Below are 21,938 nucleotides of genomic sequence, written 5' to 3'. Positions count from 1 at the left end.
TATAAAAAGCTACGAACCATACAGTTTAACTTTTGAGCTATTTCTGCAAACTTTTTATTGCTTATCTTTAAACGAAGTCGTGTAGTGTCTCACGATACGTCTATTCGCTTACTTCATATATATTTACCCCTTTGTATTAAACTTGTATTATAATGAAAATCAGAAAAACACTGTTTGTAGGCTTATTTATTCTAGGCTTGTTTAGCTTCACCAATTGTAAAAATAAATCAAAACCGAATCCTGAATTGGCATCTATTAATCTGCTCAGAGGCGAACTCATTTTATGTAGTTCAGAACAATTCGGGGAGGTGAGCTTTTCCCTATCCTGTAATTATGATACCCGCGAGACTTTTGACCTGGCAGTATCCTTATTGCACTCATTTGAATATGAAGAGGCAGAAAAAGCGTTTGTCCAGGTGTTGGATGCAGATCCTGATTGTGCAATGGCTTATTGGGGAGTGGCTATGAGTATCGTCCATTCATTATGGTATCAGTCTGATAATAGTTACTTAGAAAAAGGATCAAAACTTCTGGAAATTGCAAGTAAAATTCCAAAAGGAGAAAGAGAAAAGGATTATTTGGATGCTATAAGTGTATATTATAAAGATTGGAATACTGTTGATCAAAATACAAGGGCGCTATTGTATGAAAAGAAGATGGAAAAAATTTATAATAAGTACCCTGACGATAATGAAGCGGCCGTTTTTTATGCTTTAGCCTTAAGAGCATCTGCTGATCGTAAAGATAGGAGCTACAAGAATCAAAAAAAATCAGGTAAGATTCTTGAAAACTTATTTATAGACCAACCCAACCATCCCGGTATAGCTCATTATATCATACATAATTATGATTACCCGGAATTGGCTCATTTAGCATTACCAACGGCAAGAAGATATGCAGATATCGCACCGGCCTCATCACACGCCCAGCACATGCCTTCCCATATCTTTACTCGTTTGGGATTATGGGATGAATCTATACAATCTAATGTAAGTTCAGCGTCTTCGGCGCGATGTTATGCCGAGGCAAGTGGAATGGCTGGTCACTGGTCTAACGAGCTTCATGCCATGGGTTATTTAGTATATGCTTATTTACAAAAAGGAGACAATGTACAAGCAAATGAACAATACCAGTACATGAAAACAATTTACAAAGTGTACCCTTCAAACATTGCCGCTATTGCGTATCCCTTTGCTGCAGTACCTGCAAGAATTGCCCTGGAAAATAGGCAATGGGATGTCGCGGCCAATCTTGAATTTCATGAATCAGAGGTGAAATGGGATCAATTTCCATGGCAAAGTTCTTTACTTCATTTTACCAGAGCCATAGGTTCACTTCATCTAAAAAACTTCGATGCTTCCAAAGATGAAATAGAAATTCTGGGCACTTTAAGACAACAAATAATTGATAGCGGTAATGAAGCTAATGCAAACCAGGTATTAATTCAAATGAAAATAGCACAAGGATGGTTAGATTTTTATAGTGGACAACAAGATTCCGGTATTACACTATTAAAAGAGGCCGTAGAAATGGAAGATATCATAGGAGTACATGGTATTACGCCAGGTAAATTGATTCCGGCCAGAGAATTTTTGGCAGAAATGTTAATGGCCATGAATAAACCACAAGAAGCTTTAGAAGTATATGAAAAAAATCTAAGTGTGAATCCTAATCGCTTTAATGGCGTTTATGGCGCAGCCGTGGCTGCAAAACAATTTGGTGATCAGGAGAAAGCATCAAGGTATTTTGAAGATTTGTTAAACCTTACGGAATCATCGCGAAGCGGTAGACCCGAAGTAGAGGAAGCGGAAGCATATATTCAACAAAATGTAGGCTGATTTCCTGTAATTAAGAGAACAAAACACAAACAACAATTATTAACATTACTATCATGAAAAAAAAATCAGGCCTTATAATACTCGCAATTGGGCTACTTGCACTTGTATATTTTTTGCCTAGTCAAAAAAGTGACAAAAGCCTGGACAATTCACAAAAAGCATCCTATTACACTATCAAATGTACCGTTGCTAAATATTTATTAAGCGATGTGGACACCACACAACAGATATCACCCTTGTTCGAAAACCTTGGAAATCTTAGTTTTTCAATTACAACCTCCAAAGAAATGGCGCAAACTTTTTTTAATCAGGGTTTAAGACTTACCTATGCTTTTAATCATGCAGAAGCGCACCGCTCGTTTATGGAAGCATCCAGGTTGGATCCGAATTCTGCTATGACTTATTGGGGACAAGCCTATGCACTGGGGCCAAACATAAATGATCCATTGCCTCCGGAGGAGCGCAAGGAAAAATATAATGAGGCACTCGCAAAAGCTACAAAACTGGCGGCTAATGCAAGTCCAAAAGAACAGGCTTTAATTAATGCGCTGACATCCAGATACAGTACAGATCTTACTAAGGATGTGGCAGAATTGAATATCGCATATATGAACGCCATGACGGAAGTAGTAAAGCAATTTCCTGATGATTCAAATATTCAGACCTTATACGCTGCATCGGTCATGAATACGGTACCATGGAATTATTGGGATAAGGATGGAAATCCGTCACCTAATATCACCGAAGCAAAGGCCGCGCTGGAAAAAGCTATGGAAATAAATCCCGACAATCCAGGAGCGCATCACTATTATATTCATATGGTAGAACTCCCCAAACCAGACCTGGCAGTTCCCAGTGCAGATAAATTAGCATCCCTTATGCCTGCCGCAGGCCATATTGTTCATATGCCTTCACATATCTATATCAGAGTTGGCCGTTATCTAGACGCAGTTAAGACCAATCAGGCAGCTATTTTGGCCGATGAAGATTATATTTCTCAGTGTTATTCCCAGGGCCTTTACCCCCTTGGTTACTACCCCCATAATATTCATTTTCTTTGGTCTGCCTCAAGTTTATTGGGAGCCAGCGAGATAGCTATAGATGCGGCTAAAAAAACGGCTGAAAAAGTACCCACAGGAGAATTAGTAACACTTCCCTTTTTGCAGGATTTTGCATCGACACCTATGCTTTCCTATGTCCGTTTTGGTAAATGGAATGAAATATTGACTATACCAGCTCCAAATCCGGAGATTAAGCATGTAAATCTTATGAGGCACTATGCCCGTGGAATAGCATTTGTCCGTAAAAACAATGCGAAAGAAGCCCGGGAAGAACTGGAAGCCATTGCAACCCTTAAAGAAGATCCTGAACTGGAAGACCTCGTAGCTACAGCCAATAACAACTCGGCTTCCATTGCCAGTATAGCATATGAAGTTGTTGCCGGAGAACTGGCCGCTATTAACGGGGATTTGCCAAAAGCCATTGAACATTTAAAAAATGCTGTGGCCCTGGAAGATAAACTGGTCTATACTGAACCTGCGGCCTGGCATGTGCCAACACGTCAAAATCTGGGCGCAATACTTTTAAAAGCCAAAAAATACAATGAGGCTGAAGTTATTTATAAAGAAGACCTGGAAGTATTAAGGCAAAACGGTTGGTCGCTTATGGGCTTATATAAAAGCCTTTTAGCTCAGGGTAAAATGGATGAGGCGGCGCTCATTAAAGCCGAATATGATAAAGCCTGGGAAAATGCCGATATAGAAATAGATACTTCAATACTTTAAAAATAGAAGAAATCTATTAGTTACTTTGAATATATTAAGTTCATAAATACGAATCATTGCAGACTGAATTTTTTAAAAATCCGTATTTAAGGCAGGGAATAATTATATTTCTGGTACTTACATCCTTATTGATTTTCTTTTCCTATTGGTTGCAGGAAGAACAACCCCCAGTTTATAATCCTTCAGATTTAAATCCTGCATTGGTAGACAGGAGTCTTCATGGTATGAATGCTAACCACACTATTGGTCCTTTTAGCCTTATCAATCAAAATGGAGATACGATAACAGAGGTGGATTATGAAGGCAAAATCTATGTGGCCGATTTCTTCTTTACCCGCTGTCCTACTATTTGTCCTGTTATGACCAATAATATGGAAAAATTGCAAACTGAGTTTTTGAATGATGCCGATGTAAAATTATTGTCGCTTTCTGTAACGCCCGAGTATGACAGTGTGCCCGTTTTATATGACTATGCCTCTAAAAATGGTGCTATTGATACTAAATGGAATATTACTACAGGCAAAAAAAAGCATATTTATGAACTAGCACGAAAAAATTATTTTGCAGTGGTTGATCAAGGTGATGGAGGTTTACAGGATTTTATCCATACTCCAAATTTTGTACTTGTCGACAAAAAAAAACAAATAAGAGGTATTTATGACGGTACCAAAGACGAAGAGATAAAGCGATTAGTTAAGGACATCAGAATCTTACAATAGTAGTCGGCATTTTTAGTAAATTACATCATGCCCCGGTGAAATCATTAAAATTAAATGCATTACAGCCGGTATTAAGCTTAATACAATCAATATGAAAAAAATATTATATCCATGCCTTATAGCATTAAACGCCTTTATCCTGCTTCAATGTAAGACAGAAAAAAAAGAGAACTCTATCAAAGAACAGGAAGAACATAAGGTATCCAGGATATTTGAAGAGGGTGAGATTGAGGCATACGAAGAAAGCTTCTGGTCCATAGTTCCCAAGGCAAGCAGAATTGAAGTGATCGCGGAAGGACATGACTGGACTGAAGGCCCACTATGGTTACCTGAACAGGAAATGTTATTGTACACAGATATACCCAGGAATGCAATTTATAGTTGGAAGGCAGGTGAAGAGGCAAAATTATATCTTCAGCCTTCAGGCTTTATGGGTGAAAATTTTGAAGGATCAGAACCCGGAGCTAACGGATTACTACTTAATAGTGAAGGCGAGTTGGTACTATGCCAGCATGGGGATAGACAGATGGCACTAATGCAAAGTTCGGTATTGGAACCAGCAGCCAATTATAAAACCCTTACGAGCGCTTTTAAAGGCAAAAGATTTAATAGCCCAAATGATGCGACATACAAAAGCAACGGTGACCTCTATTTTACAGACCCTCCTTATGGCCTGCCACAGCGAATGGATGATCCAAACAAAGAACTGGACTATCAGGGGGTATACAGGCTCAGCCAGGAAGGAGAGTTGACCCTATTGACAACTGAATTTACAAGACCCAATGGAATTGCGTTCTCTCCTGATGAAAAGAAACTATATGTGGCGAATTCTGATCCGGAACTTGCTGTTTGGAAAGTATTTGATGTCCTAGATGACGGTTCTGTTAGTAATGTTGAGATCTTTTTTGATGCTACCGAACTCGTTACCAAGGAAAAAGGGCTGCCAGACGGCTTAAAAGTGGATAATGACGGGAACTTATTTGCTACAGGCCCTGGCGGAGTTTTTGTATTCTCACCCGAAGGAAAGCTATTGGGGAAGATTAAAACAGGGCAAGCCACCTCAAACTGCGCCTTCAATGAGGATAAATCAACATTATATATAACGGCGGATAGTTATGTACTTAGAGTGCGCTTAGATCTATAATTAGATTGAGGTTTTTTACCACTATCTGATTTCTTCAAAGCCGGGAGAAATACAATAGATTCTTAATTTTTATTATAAATCACTCATTCTTTCTTTGGCATCATTAAACTCCTGCATCATATCAGATAATATTTTTGCTGCGGGCTTAATGTCGTGGATAAGAGAGGAAACCTGACCTATTTCTAACTCCCCTTCTTCAAGGTCACCTTCAAACATGCCTCTTTTGGCCCTGGCCCTACCCAGGAGATTTTTTAACTCTTCTACGCCATAACCCTGCTCATAGGCCGACTGAACATCATTGTAAAATTTATTTTTAAGGAGTCTTACCGGAGCAAGTTCCTTAAGTGTCAAGTGGGTATCCCCTTCTCCTGCCTCAACAACTTTCTCCTTGAACAACGGGTGGGATGATGCTTCTTCACTAGCAACAAATCTACTTCCAACCTGTACCCCGTCTGCACCTAAAATCATAACTGCAAGCATAGCACTACCGGTGGCAATTCCTCCTGCAGCTATAAGGGGAATATTAATTTTTTCACGAACAGCAGGGATTAGGGTCAGGGTAGTTGTTTCATCCCTACCATTGTGACCTCCCGCCTCGAAACCTTCAGCGACGACCGCATCAACACCGGCTTCCTGCGCTTTTAGAGCAAATTTGACACTACTTACCACATGCACCACAGTAACTCCATTTTCTTTTAAATAATTGGTCCATGTCTTTGGATTCCCGGCTGAGGTAAATACGATCTTAATCTTTAATTTCACTATAATTTCCATCAACTTGTCGATGTCCGGATAAAGCATAGGTACGTTAACTCCAAAAGGTTTTTCCGTTGCCTGCTGGCACTTTTGAATATGTTCCCTAAGCACTTCCGGATACATACTCCCTGCACCTATAAGTCCAAGTCCTCCTGCATTAGATACTGCGGAGGCCAGCCGCCAACCGCTTGCCCAAATCATGCCCGCCTGGATAATTGGAACCTCAATTCCGAAAAGTGTGGTTATTCTGTTTTGCATATATTTTTAATCAAATCTCCCTGCGCTAAAACTTAATTATTAAAATTCCGATTGTTTAGCGGAAAAATTAAGAAATTACTCCGGAACCTATAAGCTCGTTTTCAATATACCAGGCTGCGAACTGTCCTTCAGTTATGGCAGATTGTTTCTCTTCGAAATCAACATAAAGCCCGGTATCAACCTTGTATAATTTGGCTTTTTGGAGTGGTTGCCTATATCGTATCCTGGCCCAAACCTCCATATCCTCATCTACTTTAAGACTAAGGTCGGGTCTAATCCAATGCAATTCATCATTCTTTATAAATAATGTTCGTCTGAAAAGTCCGGGATGGGTTTTTCCCTGTCCCGTAAAAATGATATTTTCGGAAACATCAGTATCTATGACAAATAAGGGCTCAGGGGTACCCCCTACATCAAGCCCTTTTCTCTGTCCTTTAGTAAAGTAATGAGCACCCTGATGCTGGCCTACTACTTTACCATCGGAAATTTCGTAAACGGGTTTTTGAGCATAAAAGGCCAATTCCTCAAATTTATTATTAAAAACAGGAACTTTTCGTGCGTATTGGGGCACATTATTTGGCACTTCCACTATGGGCCCGTTTTTTGGCTTTAACTTTTGCTGTAAAAAATCGGGTAAGCGCACTTTTCCAATAAAGCAAAGTCCTTGAGAATCCTTTTTATCAGCAGTAATTAAATCATTATCAAAGGCGATCTTCCTAACCTGTGGTTTAGTCAACTCCCCAATTGGGAAAAGTGTTTTCGACAATTGATCCTGGGACAGCTGGCATAAAAAATAGGATTGATCCTTATTATCATCTACCCCTGCTAATAACCTGTAAGTAGTAGATCCATCAGCATTCAAAATTTCCCCTTTTCTACAATAATGTCCTGTCGCTACGTAATCTGCTCCCAATTGTATTGCAATCTTTAAGAAAACATCAAATTTAATTTCCCGATTACATAACACATCTGGATTGGGGGTTCTTCCTTTTTCATACTCCCGAAACATATAATCTACAATGCGTTCCTTGTATTCTTTACTCAAATCTACCGTTTGAAAAGGGATTCCCAATTTCTCGGCAACTATCAATGCATCATTGCTATCTTCCAGCCATGGACATTCTTTGGAAATGGTCACAGAATCATCATGCCAGTTTTTCATAAAAAGGCCAATGACATCATATCCTTGTTCTTTCAACAGATATGCTGCCACACTAGAGTCTACACCTCCCGAAAGTCCTACAACTACTTTTTTCATACTTACTAAAGAGCTGCAAAATTACAAAATTTGATTATTATTCGGGCTAAGAAGAAAAGTCTCTGCACTAGAGTAGATATCAAAAACGTTACAGTATCAATTACACGTGCAATATTTTTGAATATTGTTAAAATTCGATTAACCCTAAATGGCAGGCAAACAAGCTTGATTTAAAATCAAAAAGCAATTTTAAAAGAATATTAAATTTATCCTAAATTTAATTAGACAAAAAAAATGTCAACAAAAAATATTGCATTTTTATATCACAAATAAAAAAAGAATTATGAAAAAGCATCAAAGTTTAAAACATTTCCTGATTTTAACTCTTTTGGCCTTAACAGTACTCTCCTGCAACAATGATGACGGAGGTGGGTCCCAATCTGGTGAAAACATTGTTGAAATTGCAATGGCTAACCCTAATTTATCCACTTTGGTTGAGGCACTGGAAATTACAGATTTAGTAACTGCCCTTGAAGGCCCTGGTCCTTTTACGGTTCTGGCACCTACAAATACTGCGTTCGACCTATTTTTAGCTACCGGGAATTTTGCCAGTATCAATGATGTTCCTGTTGATGTTTTGGAACAATTACTACTTAATCATGTAATTGGTTCAGAAATAAATACAGCAAATTTTCAAACTCTTGCCAGGAATTATGCAGAGACCCTGGCAGACGGGCCAACCGATGGCACAAAGCTCTCCCTCTATTTCGATGCCACTGGTGCTGCAATTGAATTTAACGGCGCTTCTAACGTAGTTGACGGGGATGTACTTGCATCGAATGGCATTATTCATACCGTTGACACGGTAATAGATTTTCCAACATTGATGACCTTTATAACAAATGATATTAATTTTGAACAGTTGACAATTGCTTTGACGACTGCAACCCCAGGCACCGATTTTGCAGCACTTCTTTCAGGTACAGGACCGTTTACTGTCTTTGCACCTGCTGAAATTGCATTTGATGAGCTGCTTGCCACTAATCCCGATTGGAACACCGTAGACGACATTGATGAAGATTTGTTAACCGCTGTGCTTCAACACCACATTAGCAATGGCAATCTCCGATCTGAAGATATTACAGACCAATCAACCGCTACTACCCTGGAAGGTGACGATATTACATTTGCATTATCGCTTGGTATTATAACAATCACGGATGGTTCCGGAAATACAGATATTGAAATAGCAGTCGCTGACATACAGGCTGCAAATGGCGTCATGCACCTTATTACTAAAGTAATGATCCCGGATACAACAAATTAGATTTAAAGGTTTACTAAAATAAAGTTTAAACTGCCGTCTTTACGGCAGTTTTTTTATGCTTAAAATTAGGGTCATTATAATGGTTTCGCTTCCTTCGAAGACGTCCCAACAGATGTTTTGTCGGAAATTTTATTAAACCTCGTTATGTCTTCAGATATCACAGCAGGTGATTTAGTAGACTAAATCAATTATTTGGTAGCGTAAACTCCCTTGAATTTCAGGGGAGTTTTTTTGTAGGAAAAAAGTCCAGGATTCTGCTTAGAAATTCGAAACAACAAAATTGAAACTGTTAACATACAAAAAATGAGCCTTTACAACTATTCTTTTTTCTTAGTGGAACTATAGTGCATCTTTGAAGTCCCAAATCTTATCAAACTAAACCTACTTAAAGCTAGAAGCCCCGACACAAGTGTCAGGGCTTTTTTCTTTTATGAAAAGTTTAATTATTTATTCTTTTTCTGCTGCTCTGCCTGATCCATCATCTCCCTCATTTTACGCTGAAACTTATTTTCCTTTTTAGGCTTCTTTTTATTCTCCTGTATCTGAGCGTGTATTTTGTCCTCATCCAGAATAAATTTCTTTATGGCTAACATAATAAAGATGGTAATGAGGTTTGAAACAAAATAATACAAACTCAATCCACTTGCATAATTATTAAAAAAGAAAAGCATCATTAATGGAGACAGGTACATGATGAATTTCATATTTGGCATACCCGGTTGGGTTTGCATATTCTGCCCAGTGGTCATCATCATATAAAAGAAAATGGCAACAGATGCCAATATCGGAAATAAACTCACATGGTCTCCATAAAAAGGAATCGTAAAAGGTAACTCCGCTATAGTGTCATAGGAAGATAAATCATCTGCCCACAGAAACGCTTTCTGGCGTAACGCAAAAGATGTTGGGAAGAACATAAATAAGGCATAGAAAATAGGCAATTGCAATAGTGCTGGTACACATCCACTCATAGGACTCACCCCGGCCTTATTGTAGAGCTTCATGGTTTCCTGCTGTTTTTTCATAGCATTGTCCTTGTACTTTTCAGTGAGTTCCGTAATTTCCGGTTTTAACACCTTCATCTTGGCCTGAGATAAATACGACTTGTAAGTAACTGGAGACATCAGTAACCTTACCAGGATAGTCATTACCACTATCGCAATCCCGAAGGGTAAAAAAGAACTTAAAAAGCCATAAAATGGGGTAAACACATACCGGTTTATCCACCCAAAAATCCCCCAGCCATAAGGAATAGAATCTGCCAGTCCCAATTCCTTATATTCAGATAAAACTGCAATATCTGTTGGTCCATAATACCAGTTCATATTATAGGAAAGTTCCCCGCCTTCCATTTCCAGGGGTGTAATAGAAGTAAATTCCTTGGTTGTTTTAGCTTCTTTACTCTCCTCCTCCACTAAATTCTTCGAGCTTAAGTCTGCAGACTCAAAAGGAGTCTTAGTTGCCAGGATAGAACTAAAAAAATGTTGTCTGTAAGAAAGCCAGGTAACCCCATTCTCAATTTCTTCATCATCACCACTCTCAGATAGTTTGCTTATTTTACCGTCCTCATGCTTATAGGTAAGTCTTGTGTACCTGTTTTCATATTGAATACTCTTATTATGTCTGATACCCCTGAGTTTCCAATTAAGATTTATGGGCTGGGTATCATTTATTATGCCACTTAGACCCTGAGAACGAATTGTATAGTCTACCAGGTATTCATCAGGTTTCATCTCATAACGAAATTCCAGATACTGATCAGACGCAACCTTTGCCTTCATTGAAAGCACCTGATTTTCTCCATTTTTCGACATGGATGGTTCAAAAAACAGATCCTTTGAATCCAATACCCGATTATCCCTTGTTGAAAAATTAATTCCAAAAGAGGCGTTTCCGTCTTTTACTAAATAAATAGGTATGGAATCGAAGGTGACATATTTCTTCATCCTGGCCTCAATTATCTGGCCCCCTTTATTGCTTACTTCCAAAAAAAGGATTTCATTTTCAAGTATGGTAGTGCCTTCTTTAGCTGAAGTAAATCCAAAACCACCTATGGTTTTTTTATAATCAGCAATGGCAACAGAGTCTTGTAGATCTATTTTTGTTTCAGGCAAAACAGCCTGAGGAACTTCGAGTTCCTCCTCTATTACCTGAGACTCCACTTTAGCCCGCTCCGCTTTTTGAGCTTCCAATTCCTCTGGTGTAGGTTGATTTTGATAAAACCAAAAAATGAGAATACCAAATATCAGTACGAAGCCGATGATGGAATTTATGTCCAGTTTTTTTTCTTCCATTTAACTTAATTTAAATACTAAGCCGTTATGAATTTGGCTTTTGCCTGTGAACGGATAGTTCCAAATAGTCTGCAAATATATATCCAATTGTGGAGTTTATGCCAAACTGGCATTAGTTTGTTGTCTTTTGTGCAGTAATACGGCTTTAACAAAGCCCACAAAAAGAGGGTGTGGGTTAGCTACTGTACTTTTATATTCCGGATGATATTGTACACCTATAAACCAAGGATGAGAAGGCAATTCTATTATTTCCACCAATCCGGTTTCTTTATTTATTCCTGAGGCCAACATACCTGCTTTCTCCAATTCTTCCTTGTAATCATTATTAAATTCATAACGATGCCGGTGTCTTTCTGAAATAGAAGTTATTCCATGGTACACTTTATGCACAAGTGTACCTTCCTGTATATCACAATCCCAGGCTCCAAGACGCATTGTACCTCCCATATTGGTTATGGACTTTTGCGCTTCCATTAAACTAATAACAGGATGTTCTGTACCTCCGTCCATTTCAGTCGAATTGGCATCTTTTAAGCCCAAAACATTCCTTGCAAATTCAATTACCGCCATTTGCATACCCAGACATATCCCTAAAAAAGGAATATCATTTTCTCTTGCATATCGCACAGCTTTGATTTTACCTTCAATGCCCCGTTCTCCAAAACCAGGTGCCACAAGAATTCCCTGAAGACCCTTCATTTTTTCTTCAAAGTTTTTGGCTGTGATATGCTCTGAATGAATAGATCTTATGTTTACTTTAACTTCATTTATAGCACCTGCATGAATAAAAGACTCCAGAATGGATTTGTAAGAATCCTGCAATTCAACGTATTTGCCAATTAAACCAATGGTCACTTCAGACTTAGGATGTTTATGCCTGTCCAGGAATTCATTCCATTGATCCAGATCCGGTGCATTATTATCGGGTAAGGCAAGTTTTTGTAGTGCCACTGTATCTAAACCTTCATCCTGCATCATCACCGGTACATCATATATTGTTGACGCATCTATGGATTGTATGACGGCCTCTTTTTTAACATTACAGAACAATGCCAGTTTTTGTTTGATGTCATCAGACAGTTCATGTTCTGTTCTGCACACCAGAATATCTGCCTTTATTCCACTCTCCATCAATGTTTTAACAGAGTGCTGTGTTGGCTTGGTCTTTAATTCGCCTGCTGCAGAAAGGTATGGAACCAATGTAAGATGTATCACAATGCCATTGTTATCACCCAGCTCCCATAGTAATTGCCTTACCGCTTCTATATAGGGTAGAGATTCAATATCCCCTACGGTGCCCCCAATTTCAGTAATAACAATATCATATTCACCACTATTTCCAAGTATTTGAATCCGTTCCTTAATTTCATTGGTAATATGTGGAACTACCTGTACCGTTTTACCTAAAAACTCTCCCCGGCGCTCTTTTTCAATTACACTCTGGTAAATTCTGCCGGTAGTTACATTATTGGCCTGCGAGGTCTTTACATTTAAAAATCGTTCGTAGTGGCCAAGATCCAAATCGGTTTCCGCTCCATCATCCGTAACATAGCATTCTCCATGTTCATACGGGTTAAGGGTACCCGGATCTACATTGATATAAGGATCCAGTTTTTGTATGGTGGTTTTATAACCCCTGGCTTGCAGAAGTTTGGCTAAGGAAGCTGCAATGATTCCTTTTCCAAGTGAAGAAGTAACACCCCCCGTAACGAAAACATATTTTGTATCTGGCATATTGCACTTCTATATTACGGGATTCAAAGGTACAAAAATGCAACTAGAAATTATTGGGTATCCGGAGGAAATTCTTTCCTAATTTTTCTAATGAGGCCCTCTATGCCATTCATTTTAACTTCAAGAATGGCCTTCATATGCTCCCCAAGCTTACCTTTAGGAAAACCATTTCTTTGAAACCAGATTAAATAAGCTTCAGGCAAATCTAGCAGGTATCGCCCTTTAAACTTGCCATAAGGCATTTTATAATGAGCGAGTTCTATAAGCTTTTTCCTATCGGGAAATAGTTCCATTATTAAATCTAAATAAATTATCTTTAATAAGTTATAAATGATATAAAATGAAACGAAGAACATTCATCGGCTCTTCTGTGGCCGCCTCCGTAGGTTTAGTTTCTACTGCCGGCGTTGCCATGGAAGGAAAATCTTTTATTACCAATGATTTAAAAGGAAATATTAATCACAGCGTATGTCGTTGGTGCTATAGCAAGATTCCCATGGAGGATTTTCTCCAAAGCCTTAATGAATTAGGCATTGCAGCAATGGATTTAACAGGGCCCGAAGATTGGCCTTTAATGAAAAAGTATGGCATTCATGCATCTATGTGTTGGGGCGCAGGTTTTGGTATTGAGAAAGGCTGGAACGACTCTAAACTGCACCAGGAACTGATAAAAGATTATTTACAAATGATTCCGAAAGTGGCAGAAGCCGGCTACACCAATCTGATTTGTTTTAGTGGAAACCGCAATGGTATGAATGATGAAGACGGGCTCAGAAATTGCGCAAAAGGATTAAAACAAATTATGCCTCTGGCAGAAAAACACGGCGTGGTTATTCAGATGGAACTTTTGAATTCTAAAGTAGACCACAAAGACTATATGTGCGATCATGCAGAATGGGGTGTGGCCTTATGTAAGGAAATAGGTTCAGAGAATTTCAAATTACTATATGATATTTACCATATGCAGATTATGGAGGGGGATGTAATTCGTACAATCAGGGATTATCATGAATATTTTGGACACTATCATACCGGTGGCAATCCCGGAAGGCATGAAATCGATGAAACTCAGGAATTATATTATCCGGCTATTATGAAGGCTATTTTAGAAACTGGATTTAAAGGCTACGTGGCACAGGAATTTATTCCCAGCTGGGAGGACAAAATTGCTGCATTAAAACAAGGGATAACTATTTGTGATGTTTAGCCCAAAAGAGCAAACAAAGCCAGATACTTAATTTCTAAGGGCATCATTTATTTTCTGATTCCAAGTTAGTTGCTGCTCTGTGTTTCTGGAATAGTTGGTCTCATTATCATAAACTTGCTGAAATTCTGCAAGTTCTTTATTTATTTTACGATAAATGGTTTTTACCTCCGCTTTCACATTTTTTGTAAATGTGGTGTTATCCATAATTTTTCGCATTTTCCTGGCAAACAATTCAGAGATATCAAAATGCAGCTGCTCGTGACTTAGAATTACTTCATCACATATTTTTGGCTGATACCATGATCTATCCGGATAAAAAAAAGTACTTACCGTATAATCCAATTCATATTTTCCATCTTCTTCGGTTGTAGAAAACTGATAGCTCAACCCACTTGCCGTTGTGGCAGCTACCTTGGAACCCTCTATGGGTTCGGCTTTGAAATTAGACCAGCTCAACCTTTGTTTGGGGTGCCAAAGAATGGCCTCTTCCTCTTGTGCGAATGACATGCCAGACCAGAGAAATAAAAAAAGGCCAAATATGAATCTTAGAGATCCCAATGAAATATAATTTCCTTTTTAATATCTGTATGAAGACTTAATAGTACCGGGCAGGTTCGCGCAGTGTGCTCCAGAATTTTTTTTTGCTTTTCAGTAATTATAGCAGGTAAATGCAGCCTTATATCAATCTGAGAAATCCTTCTTGGATTTGCAGCCATATGCTTTGTGACATCTGCGACAGAATTTTTTAGATCAACTTCCATATCCCTGGCCTTAATACCCATCATGGTAAGCATACAACTGGCTAAAGCAGTAGCAACCGTATCTGTAGGGGAAAAGGCTTGTCCAAGGCCATTATTATCAAGGGGTGCATCTGTTATGATTTCATTTTCTGAACGCAGGTGTATACAGCTAGTGCGTAATTTGCCTGTATATGTAACTTTTGAGGTCACGGTTCGGAATTAATCAGGGTTATTCTCATATCCTCGTACTTCATTATATAGGAAGCAGTATTGTAATATCCTGAAGAAGGTTCATTATCATAATCAAATTTATTACCGCAATACTCCGTAATCCCAATGATATTTGAGGCCTCAAATAAGTTAAGTTTATAGGCCAATTTTAAAAGAAGGTCAAAGGTAAGGTCAAAACCACGCACCGCATACCGATCCGGTTCTGCTCCAAAACGCCTTCTGTATCTTCTTACGAAAGCATTATTATTAGCTTGTTTATATACAGAGGGATAGGTGAAATTCAGGTTAGACAAATGCGCCCCTGAAATAACATCATTTTCGAATGCCTTATTCTTATTGGTGGTAAACATCCTCACTTTGGTGGTATCTGAATTAGACGAATTAAGAATGGAACTTACACTAGAAACCACTTTAAAATTATCGGTCTCTACAAATACCCAGTTCTCGGTTTCAAGGGAAAGAAGACTGGCAAATACCTCCAAATCCAAAGAAATATTTTCTTCATCTTCCTGAAGATCTACAGATTTAGCCAAAGGAAACTTTTCTATTATCTGTTCGCCAACCGGTTTATTCTTTGCATCGGTAATCACAATAATATTCTCATCTGTTATAGAATCTTTAATAAAACCGAGCATGCGTTCACGCAATATCTGATCAGACGGAATTGAAAAGAAAACATTTTCGAGTTCAAAATCACTTGTTGATGCCAGAGGTGCAATAACAGGAACCTTGGCATTAGCTGCCTTAATAGCTACTTCTTTTAAGGAATTTAATTGTAATGGCCCTACAATGGCACTAACTCCTTCTAAATTTTCTCCCTGAAGTATTAGTCTTGTTTTGTCTGGATTTAATTGAGTATCAAATGTTTTTACATCAACAGAAATTCCCAGTTCGGCAATAGAATCGAGAGCAACCAGGGCACCACTATATAAACCAAGGCTATAACTAATAGCATTACTTCGTGCAATTGCATCTGTAGCGCTATCAATATCACTAAGGTCTAATTTATCTGTACGAAAAGGAAGTAAATAAATTAGTTTAGGTTTGTTAACCGAATTAATGCTATCCAAAAGGTTTATTTTATCAAGAATTAAAGAATTCTTCACTTCGAAGTTTCCCTTTTGCTCTTTAGGGAGTTTTAAAACCATCCCGGCCTTTAGCCCTTTGGAAAGATCCGGATTGAGTTCCAGCATTTCATTATAATCAATACCTAAATTCCTGGTTAAGGAGAATACTGTTTGTTTGGGTTTAACTTCATAAAATATGAAATTATCCGTATTTACCTCATTTTCGTCAATTTTCATTTCCGGTAACCTAATTACCATGCCTTCCTTTAACCCCCCACGTTCCCCGATCTCGGGATTTAGCCGAACAATATCCTGGGAGCTAATTTTATATTCTTGCGAAAGGCTATATAAAGTCTTTTTTGGTGGAACCGTATAGGAGATATACAATTCTACGTTTTGATCCTCCAGACTGCTGCCTGCAATTTTAGGAAGCTTCAACTCCTGACCTTCTGCCAGAAAACTCGTAACATCTGACAATTCGGGATTTAAGGCAAGAAGGCTATCTATAGTGATACCATATTTATTGGCAATACTCCATCTTGTTTCTTTTGGCAGTACTGTATAAGTTTCAAAATCAACAAGGTTAATACTATCGTTTTCAACTTCAACTTTTAGATATTTAGGGATTTTTAAACGCATTCCCTTTTTCAATTGTTTGGCGTACAATTGAGTATTATAGCGTTTAATATCCTCTTCAGAAATATTGTATCGCTGCGATATGCTAAAAATAGTTTCCCTTTTCTTAACCTTATGTGTAATAAAATCAACCGGCTTATTCTGTTCTTCCGTGGCCTCCTTAAGTTTTAAGGCAGTTGAATCCTGAGCGCTTAATACTTTAGCGCCCAGAGGGATGACGAGAATAGTATTAGGATTGAGTACATCGGCTTCTGTTATTTCTTTGTTATACTTTAGGATATCAGCCGGGTTTACCTTGTATTGTCTTGCAATACTGTAAACAGTTTCTCCAACCTTTACCGCATGAGAGCTAAACTGCTGTGCCATGGCCTGGCATGAAAACAGTATAATTGCAGCCGTTGTAATTAAAAATCTTTTTGACATACTTGTAGGTTTTATTCCCATTCTATTGTTGCCGGGGGTTTTGAAGAGATGTCGTAAACCACTCTATTTACTCCCGGAACTTTATTTATTATTTCATTTGAGGTCTTTTGTAAAAATTCGTAGGGCAAATTAACCCAATCTGCCGTCATACCATCGGTACTTTCGACTGCCCGCAAAGCTACACATTTTTCATAGGTTCGTTCATCTCCCATGACCCCTACACTATTTACGGGTAAAAGCATGGCTCCGGCCTGCCAAACTTCATCATAAAGTCCCCATTCCTTTAAACCATTTATAAAAATAGCATCTACCTCTTGCAAAATATTTACCTTTTCTTCCGTAACATCGCCCAATATTCGTATTGCCAATCCAGGTCCCGGAAACGGATGACGCCCCAAACGTTCATCTTCTATTCCCAGAGTGGCCCCTACTCTTCTCACTTCATCTTTAAACAACATTTTCAAGGGTTCTACCACTTTTAGTTTCATAAAATCGGGCAATCCTCCTACATTATGATGACTCTTAATAGTTGCCGAAGGCCCTCCTGTTGCAGATACCGACTCAATCACATCGGGATAAATGGTTCCCTGAGCTAGCCATTTGGCATCTTCAACTTTATGCGATTCATCATCAAAAACATCAATAAAAATGCCTCCAATAATTTTTCTTTTCTTTTCAGGATCATCTTCTCCTGCAAGAGCATTCAAAAAACGTGCCGAAGCATCAACTCCTTTCACATTAAGACCCATATGCTCATACTGGTCCAGCACTTCCTGAAATTCATTTTTCCTGAGCAATCCGTTATCAACAAAAATACAATGGAGATGTTCTCCTATTGCCTTATGCAATAAAACGGCTGCAACAGTAGAATCTACTCCTCCTGACAGTCCAAGAATAACTTTTTCACTTCCTATCTTTTTCTTTAATTCCGCCACTGTGGTTTCCACAAATGCATCCGGAGTCCAGGTTTGCTGCAAACCTGCAATATGTACTAAAAAGTTTTCCAAAAGCAGTTTTCCCTGTTTCGTATGATAAACTTCGGGGTGAAACTGAATACCGTAAGTTAATTCCCCTTCTATTTTATAGGCCGCGTTTAGCACATCATTTGTGCTGGCCAGCCGCACACCATTTTCAGGTAATTCTTTTATAGTATCACTATGGCTCATCCATACCTGTGAATCTTCTCTGATCTCATAAAAAAACGGTTCATCTCCATCAATCGAAGTAAGTCTTGCCCGGCCATATTCACGCGTATTCGAAGGGGCAACATTTCCTCCACCGAAATGAGCGAGGTATTGCGCTCCATAGCAAATAGCTAGCATGGGCTTCTTTCCCTTTATCTCAGATAAATCCGGGTGCGGGGCATCATCTGCCCTTACGGAAAAGGGAGAACCGGAAAGGATTACTGCTTTATAGCCCGACAGGTCTTCCGGAGGGTTGTTATAAGGCTTAATTTCGCAGTAAATATTCAGTTCCCTTACTCGTCTGGCGATGAGCTGCGTATACTGGGAACCAAAATCTAAAATAAGGACGTTGTTTTGCATGGGCAAAAATAGTAATTCAAGGGATTTTCAAAAGCAAGTTTTCGGTATATTTATAACATCTTTATTAACGCTGTATAAATGAAACATTTAAATGCCATAATATTTGGAGTCGCAATAGTGATATCGGCCTATTTTCTGGGTAATGCTTATGTACAACGGTCAAATCCTGCACGGGTGATTTCTATTACTGGGCTGGGAAATGAGAACTTCACATCAGACCTCATTGTTTGGGAAGGGCGTTTTGTTGCCTTTAATACAGTTTTAAAGTCCGCTTTTGAACAATTGAACAATGATAAGGAAATAGTAAGGGATTATCTGGTATCCAAGGGGATAAGCCCGGATAACATAATTTTTAATGCCGTTCAAACTATTGAGCAACGCGATAATAAGTACGACAACGGAAATTTTGTTGGTTCAATCTTCCGGGGGTATGAGCTGTCTCAATCTATTCAGATAGAATCTAATGATGTAGCACTGGTTGAAAAAGTATCGCGTGAGATCACGGAACTATTAAATAAAGGAGTACAGTTTAATTCCTCACCTCCTCGTTATTATTACACCAAATTATCAGATCTTAAGATTAAAATGATTTCGAAGGCTACAGAAGATGCCCGTATCCGAGCTGAAAAAATAGCGGAGAATTCCGGGGGTACTTTAGGCGATCTTATTTCTGCCCGTATGGGTGTTTTTCAAATAACCGGGCAAAATTCCGACGAGGATTACAGCTGGGGCGGAGCATATAATACCTCAGCTAAAAAGAAGACTGCTTCTATTACCATGCGCCTTGAATACAAGGTGAAATAAGATGAGTGAGGTGTTATTTTAATCCTACTTTATAATAGCAACGATTTACATAAATATGCTAAATCCCCGGTTTAAAGAAAAAGCCCCGACGACGATCGTCAGGGCTTTTCAAATCAAAAACCAACCTAAACACATGAACTTGTTATGACACAATTTTATCTATAAAAAATGAACTTTTTCATAGCAATTTATATATATAACAATCTTCTCTAAAAATACCCTACCTAATTTTTAATTTTTTTACCTTTATATATATGGAAAGAACAGATCAGATTTTTAAAAACATGCAGGAAGAACTAAAAAAAGGGAGCACACAACAATCGCATCCTTTTCGCTACTTTACTTTGGGAACGGTAGGTTTGGACCGTTTGGCCAGGCAAAGAACAGTAGTTTTAAGAAAGGTTTCTGATGAACTCCAACTTTCTTTTTATACTGATTTTCGCTCAAAAAAAATTATTCATATAAAGGAAAATAATAAGGTAGGCTTATTATTTTATCATCCTGAAATGCTCTTACAACTAAAAGTTGAAGGTATTGCCAAAATAATTAAAGGAAAGGCAATAGAAGAAACTTATAGTAATGATATTCCTGAAAAAGCTCGCAAGGATTATACCACAGCCCTGGCACCGGGAACACCGCTCGAGGATCCTAAATTAATTGAATATCTTAAGGAGGAAAATCATTTCTGTGTGATTGAAGTTACTCCCTATAAAATAGAATACCTGAAATTACAACAACCAGAGCATCTGAGGGTGCGGTTTTCCATGAGGCAAGAACTTTGGAACGGAGAATTCCTTGTCCCGTAAAACCGACTCAGTTTATTTCATAGTATCCAAAATAACTTTAATATCCTCTTCTGTCGTATCCGGATTAATAAAACAAAAACGGGATACCGTTTCAAAACCTTCTTTGGTTTTCCATTTACTGGGAGTAACTAAAGCTAAGCCATCACGATGGTTCTTATAAGTCCAGTTTGTATAGTCATCCGGAGACCAGCCTTTGCGCCTAAAAAGGACACAGGAAAGGCTTGGAGGTCGAATCAGTTCCAATTCCGCCCTGGATGAAATTAATTCCCCCGCTAAATTAGCCAATTCAATACCTCGTTCTACAGCCCATTTATACTTATCCGTTCCGTGAGTAGCTAGTGAAAACCACAACGGTAATCCCCGCAACCTCCTGGTTAATTGTATCTGGTAATCAGAAGGGTTAAACCCATGCGCGCCCGGATCTTTAATGATATCCAGGTAAGAGCCTTCCTGGGAATGAGCGACTTTTGCCAATTCGGGATCTTTATAAATAATAGCCCCGCAATCATAGGGCGAGAATAACCATTTATGGGGATCTATCGTAATACTATTAGCTTTTTCAATCCCATTAAACAGATGCCTAACTGAATCTGCTGCGAGTGCGCCACCACCATAGGCCGCATCTACGTGGAACCAAAGGTTAAGTTCCTTGCAAATTTTTGCAATCCCATTCAGATCATCCACAATACCCGCATTGGTAGTACCGCCTGTAGCCACCACAGCAAAAACCCTTTCCATTGTGCTTTTATCCAGGGAAGATATTTTTTCTTGTAAAGCTTCGGCCGTCATCAGATCATCTGTTTCAACCAGGAGCACATCGGCATCAATTACCTTTGCCATGGCCTTAATTGAAGAATGTGCGCCCACTGAAGTAAGGAGGCACCCTTTTTTATTCTGATTTTCCTTTTTCTTTCGCCAATATTCTCTTGCAGTTACCATGGCCGATAGATTTGCAGCAGTACCCCCGCTGGTAAAAACGCCAAAAGCACCTTCGGGCATGCCCGTCAGTTCTACAAGCCATCGCATAGCTTCATTTTCACAGAAAATACCTCCGGCGCCTTCCATCCAATAGGCCCCATGTATACTGGATGCCGAGGTCACCAGGTCAAACATAATGGCCGCGCGTGTGGGAGCCGCAGGTACAAAAGCCAGATGCCTGGGGTGATCTATTGGAACGGTTGCTTTTAACAATACATCACGAAAAAGACGAAAGGCATTCTCGCCGCCTATACCAGAAGGAGTAATAGTCTCCCCTGCCTGCTCCTTTAATTCCTCTTCCTTAATGGGTGATCCCAGTTCCGGGGATTGATTGGTAATTCTATTAATGGCATATTTCATGACATCGAGGGTCATTTCTACCAATTCTATATCCACATTATGCATGAGCTAAATTTTTATCAAAAGTACGCTGGAAAAGAAACCTATGCC

Annotated in this window: 18 protein-coding genes; 8 read left to right on the top strand and 10 right to left on the bottom strand. The window is 38.8% G+C overall.

Translation table 11 applies throughout. The annotated features are described in order from the left end of the window. The first annotated feature begins 152 nt into the window (after window positions 1-152). The 4 genes from ABJH90_RS16320 (at window position 153) to ABJH90_RS16305 (ending at window position 5,485) form a co-directional block, all read left to right on the top strand. Complete coding sequence (locus ABJH90_RS16320) at window positions 153-1,838, top strand: hypothetical protein (protein WP_348139985.1); 1,686 nt, start codon at window positions 153-155, stop codon at window positions 1,836-1,838. Window positions 1,839-1,891: 53 nt separating this feature from the next. Continuing rightward, window positions 1,892-3,622 carry a hypothetical protein gene (locus tag ABJH90_RS16315; RefSeq protein ID WP_348139983.1) on the top strand — a complete coding sequence of 577 codons (1,731 nt, stop codon included), beginning with the start codon at window positions 1,892-1,894 and terminating at the stop codon, window positions 3,620-3,622. A 56-nt stretch (window positions 3,623-3,678) separates the two neighbouring features. After that, window positions 3,679-4,341, top strand: a complete 663-nt coding sequence (locus tag ABJH90_RS16310; RefSeq protein WP_348139981.1) for an SCO family protein — start codon at window positions 3,679-3,681, stop codon at window positions 4,339-4,341. A 91-nt stretch (window positions 4,342-4,432) separates the two neighbouring features. Beyond that, the gene (locus ABJH90_RS16305) at window positions 4,433-5,485 is read left to right on the top strand and encodes an SMP-30/gluconolactonase/LRE family protein (protein ID WP_348139979.1); all 1,053 of its coding nucleotides are present in this window, start codon (window positions 4,433-4,435) and stop codon (window positions 5,483-5,485) included. Window positions 5,486-5,557: 72 nt separating this feature from the next. Here ABJH90_RS16305 and ABJH90_RS16300 read toward each other — a convergent pair whose 3' ends face one another. Together ABJH90_RS16300 and mnmA are read right to left on the bottom strand one after the other, a co-directional pair. Then, window positions 5,558-6,499, bottom strand: coding sequence for a nitronate monooxygenase (locus ABJH90_RS16300; RefSeq protein WP_348139977.1), 942 nt, complete (start codon window positions 6,497-6,499; stop codon window positions 5,558-5,560). A 67-nt stretch (window positions 6,500-6,566) separates the two neighbouring features. Beyond that, complete coding sequence (gene mnmA, locus ABJH90_RS16295; RefSeq protein ID WP_348139975.1) at window positions 6,567-7,757, bottom strand: tRNA 2-thiouridine(34) synthase MnmA; 1,191 nt, start codon at window positions 7,755-7,757, stop codon at window positions 6,567-6,569. Between the two features lie 283 nt (window positions 7,758-8,040). Between mnmA and ABJH90_RS16290 the strand changes: the two genes are divergently transcribed. Then, on the top strand, window positions 8,041-9,024 hold the full coding sequence (locus ABJH90_RS16290) for a fasciclin domain-containing protein (RefSeq protein WP_348139973.1): 984 nt from the start codon (window positions 8,041-8,043) through the stop codon (window positions 9,022-9,024). A 443-nt stretch (window positions 9,025-9,467) separates the two neighbouring features. Here ABJH90_RS16290 and yidC read toward each other — a convergent pair whose 3' ends face one another. From yidC to ABJH90_RS16275, 3 genes are all read right to left on the bottom strand, one after another. Further along, window positions 9,468-11,318 (bottom strand): membrane protein insertase YidC, encoded by a 1,851-nt coding sequence (gene yidC, locus ABJH90_RS16285; RefSeq protein WP_348139971.1) that lies wholly within the window; start codon window positions 11,316-11,318, stop codon window positions 9,468-9,470. A gap of 96 nt (window positions 11,319-11,414) precedes the next feature. Next, a complete protein-coding gene (locus ABJH90_RS16280) occupies window positions 11,415-13,052 on the bottom strand; it encodes a CTP synthase (RefSeq protein WP_348139969.1) in 1,638 nt (545 codons plus the stop codon). 50 nt (window positions 13,053-13,102) lie between these two features. Further along, window positions 13,103-13,345 (bottom strand): DUF3820 family protein, encoded by a 243-nt coding sequence (locus tag ABJH90_RS16275; protein ID WP_348139967.1) that lies wholly within the window; start codon window positions 13,343-13,345, stop codon window positions 13,103-13,105. 47 nt (window positions 13,346-13,392) lie between these two features. Here ABJH90_RS16275 and ABJH90_RS16270 point away from each other — a divergent pair, with 47 nt between their 5' ends. Then, complete coding sequence (locus ABJH90_RS16270; RefSeq protein WP_348139965.1) at window positions 13,393-14,259, top strand: TIM barrel protein; 867 nt, start codon at window positions 13,393-13,395, stop codon at window positions 14,257-14,259. A 27-nt stretch (window positions 14,260-14,286) separates the two neighbouring features. Here ABJH90_RS16270 and ABJH90_RS16265 read toward each other — a convergent pair whose 3' ends face one another. Genes ABJH90_RS16265 through guaA form a run of 4 tightly spaced genes read right to left on the bottom strand, consistent with a single transcriptional unit; the run spans window position 14,287 to window position 18,900 of the window. Beyond that, a complete protein-coding gene (locus tag ABJH90_RS16265) occupies window positions 14,287-14,766 on the bottom strand; it encodes a DUF922 domain-containing protein (RefSeq protein WP_348139963.1) in 480 nt (159 codons plus the stop codon). A 38-nt stretch (window positions 14,767-14,804) separates the two neighbouring features. Then, entirely contained in the window at window positions 14,805-15,209 is a 405-nt protein-coding gene (locus tag ABJH90_RS16260; RefSeq protein ID WP_348139961.1) for an OsmC family protein, read from the bottom strand. Continuing rightward, window positions 15,206-17,356, bottom strand: coding sequence for a LysM peptidoglycan-binding domain-containing protein (locus ABJH90_RS16255; protein ID WP_348139959.1), 2,151 nt, complete (start codon window positions 17,354-17,356; stop codon window positions 15,206-15,208). Before ABJH90_RS16255 ends, ABJH90_RS16260 begins: the two co-directional genes overlap by 4 nt. A gap of 11 nt (window positions 17,357-17,367) precedes the next feature. Continuing rightward, the gene (guaA, locus tag ABJH90_RS16250; RefSeq protein WP_348139957.1) at window positions 17,368-18,900 is read right to left on the bottom strand and encodes a glutamine-hydrolyzing GMP synthase; all 1,533 of its coding nucleotides are present in this window, start codon (window positions 18,898-18,900) and stop codon (window positions 17,368-17,370) included. A 78-nt stretch (window positions 18,901-18,978) separates the two neighbouring features. Here guaA and ABJH90_RS16245 point away from each other — a divergent pair, with 78 nt between their 5' ends. Both ABJH90_RS16245 and ABJH90_RS16240 read left to right on the top strand, forming a co-directional pair. Further along, window positions 18,979-19,704 carry an SIMPL domain-containing protein gene (locus tag ABJH90_RS16245; RefSeq protein WP_348139955.1) on the top strand — a complete coding sequence of 242 codons (726 nt, stop codon included), beginning with the start codon at window positions 18,979-18,981 and terminating at the stop codon, window positions 19,702-19,704. A 254-nt stretch (window positions 19,705-19,958) separates the two neighbouring features. Beyond that, on the top strand, window positions 19,959-20,510 hold the full coding sequence (locus ABJH90_RS16240; protein ID WP_348139953.1) for a pyridoxamine 5'-phosphate oxidase family protein: 552 nt from the start codon (window positions 19,959-19,961) through the stop codon (window positions 20,508-20,510). A gap of 12 nt (window positions 20,511-20,522) precedes the next feature. Here the strand turns inward: ABJH90_RS16240 and ABJH90_RS16235 are convergent, their stop codons facing one another. Further along, a complete protein-coding gene (locus ABJH90_RS16235; protein ID WP_348139951.1) occupies window positions 20,523-21,893 on the bottom strand; it encodes an aminotransferase class V-fold PLP-dependent enzyme in 1,371 nt (456 codons plus the stop codon). Window positions 21,894-21,938: the final 45 nt, after the last annotated feature.

The sequence above is a fragment of the Eudoraea sp. genome (genome assembly GCF_039969275.1).
GTDB lineage: Bacteria > Bacteroidota > Bacteroidia > Flavobacteriales > Flavobacteriaceae > Eudoraea.
The sequence above is the reverse complement of the archived record's forward strand: the minus strand, read 5'-3'. Positions and strand labels throughout refer to the sequence as shown.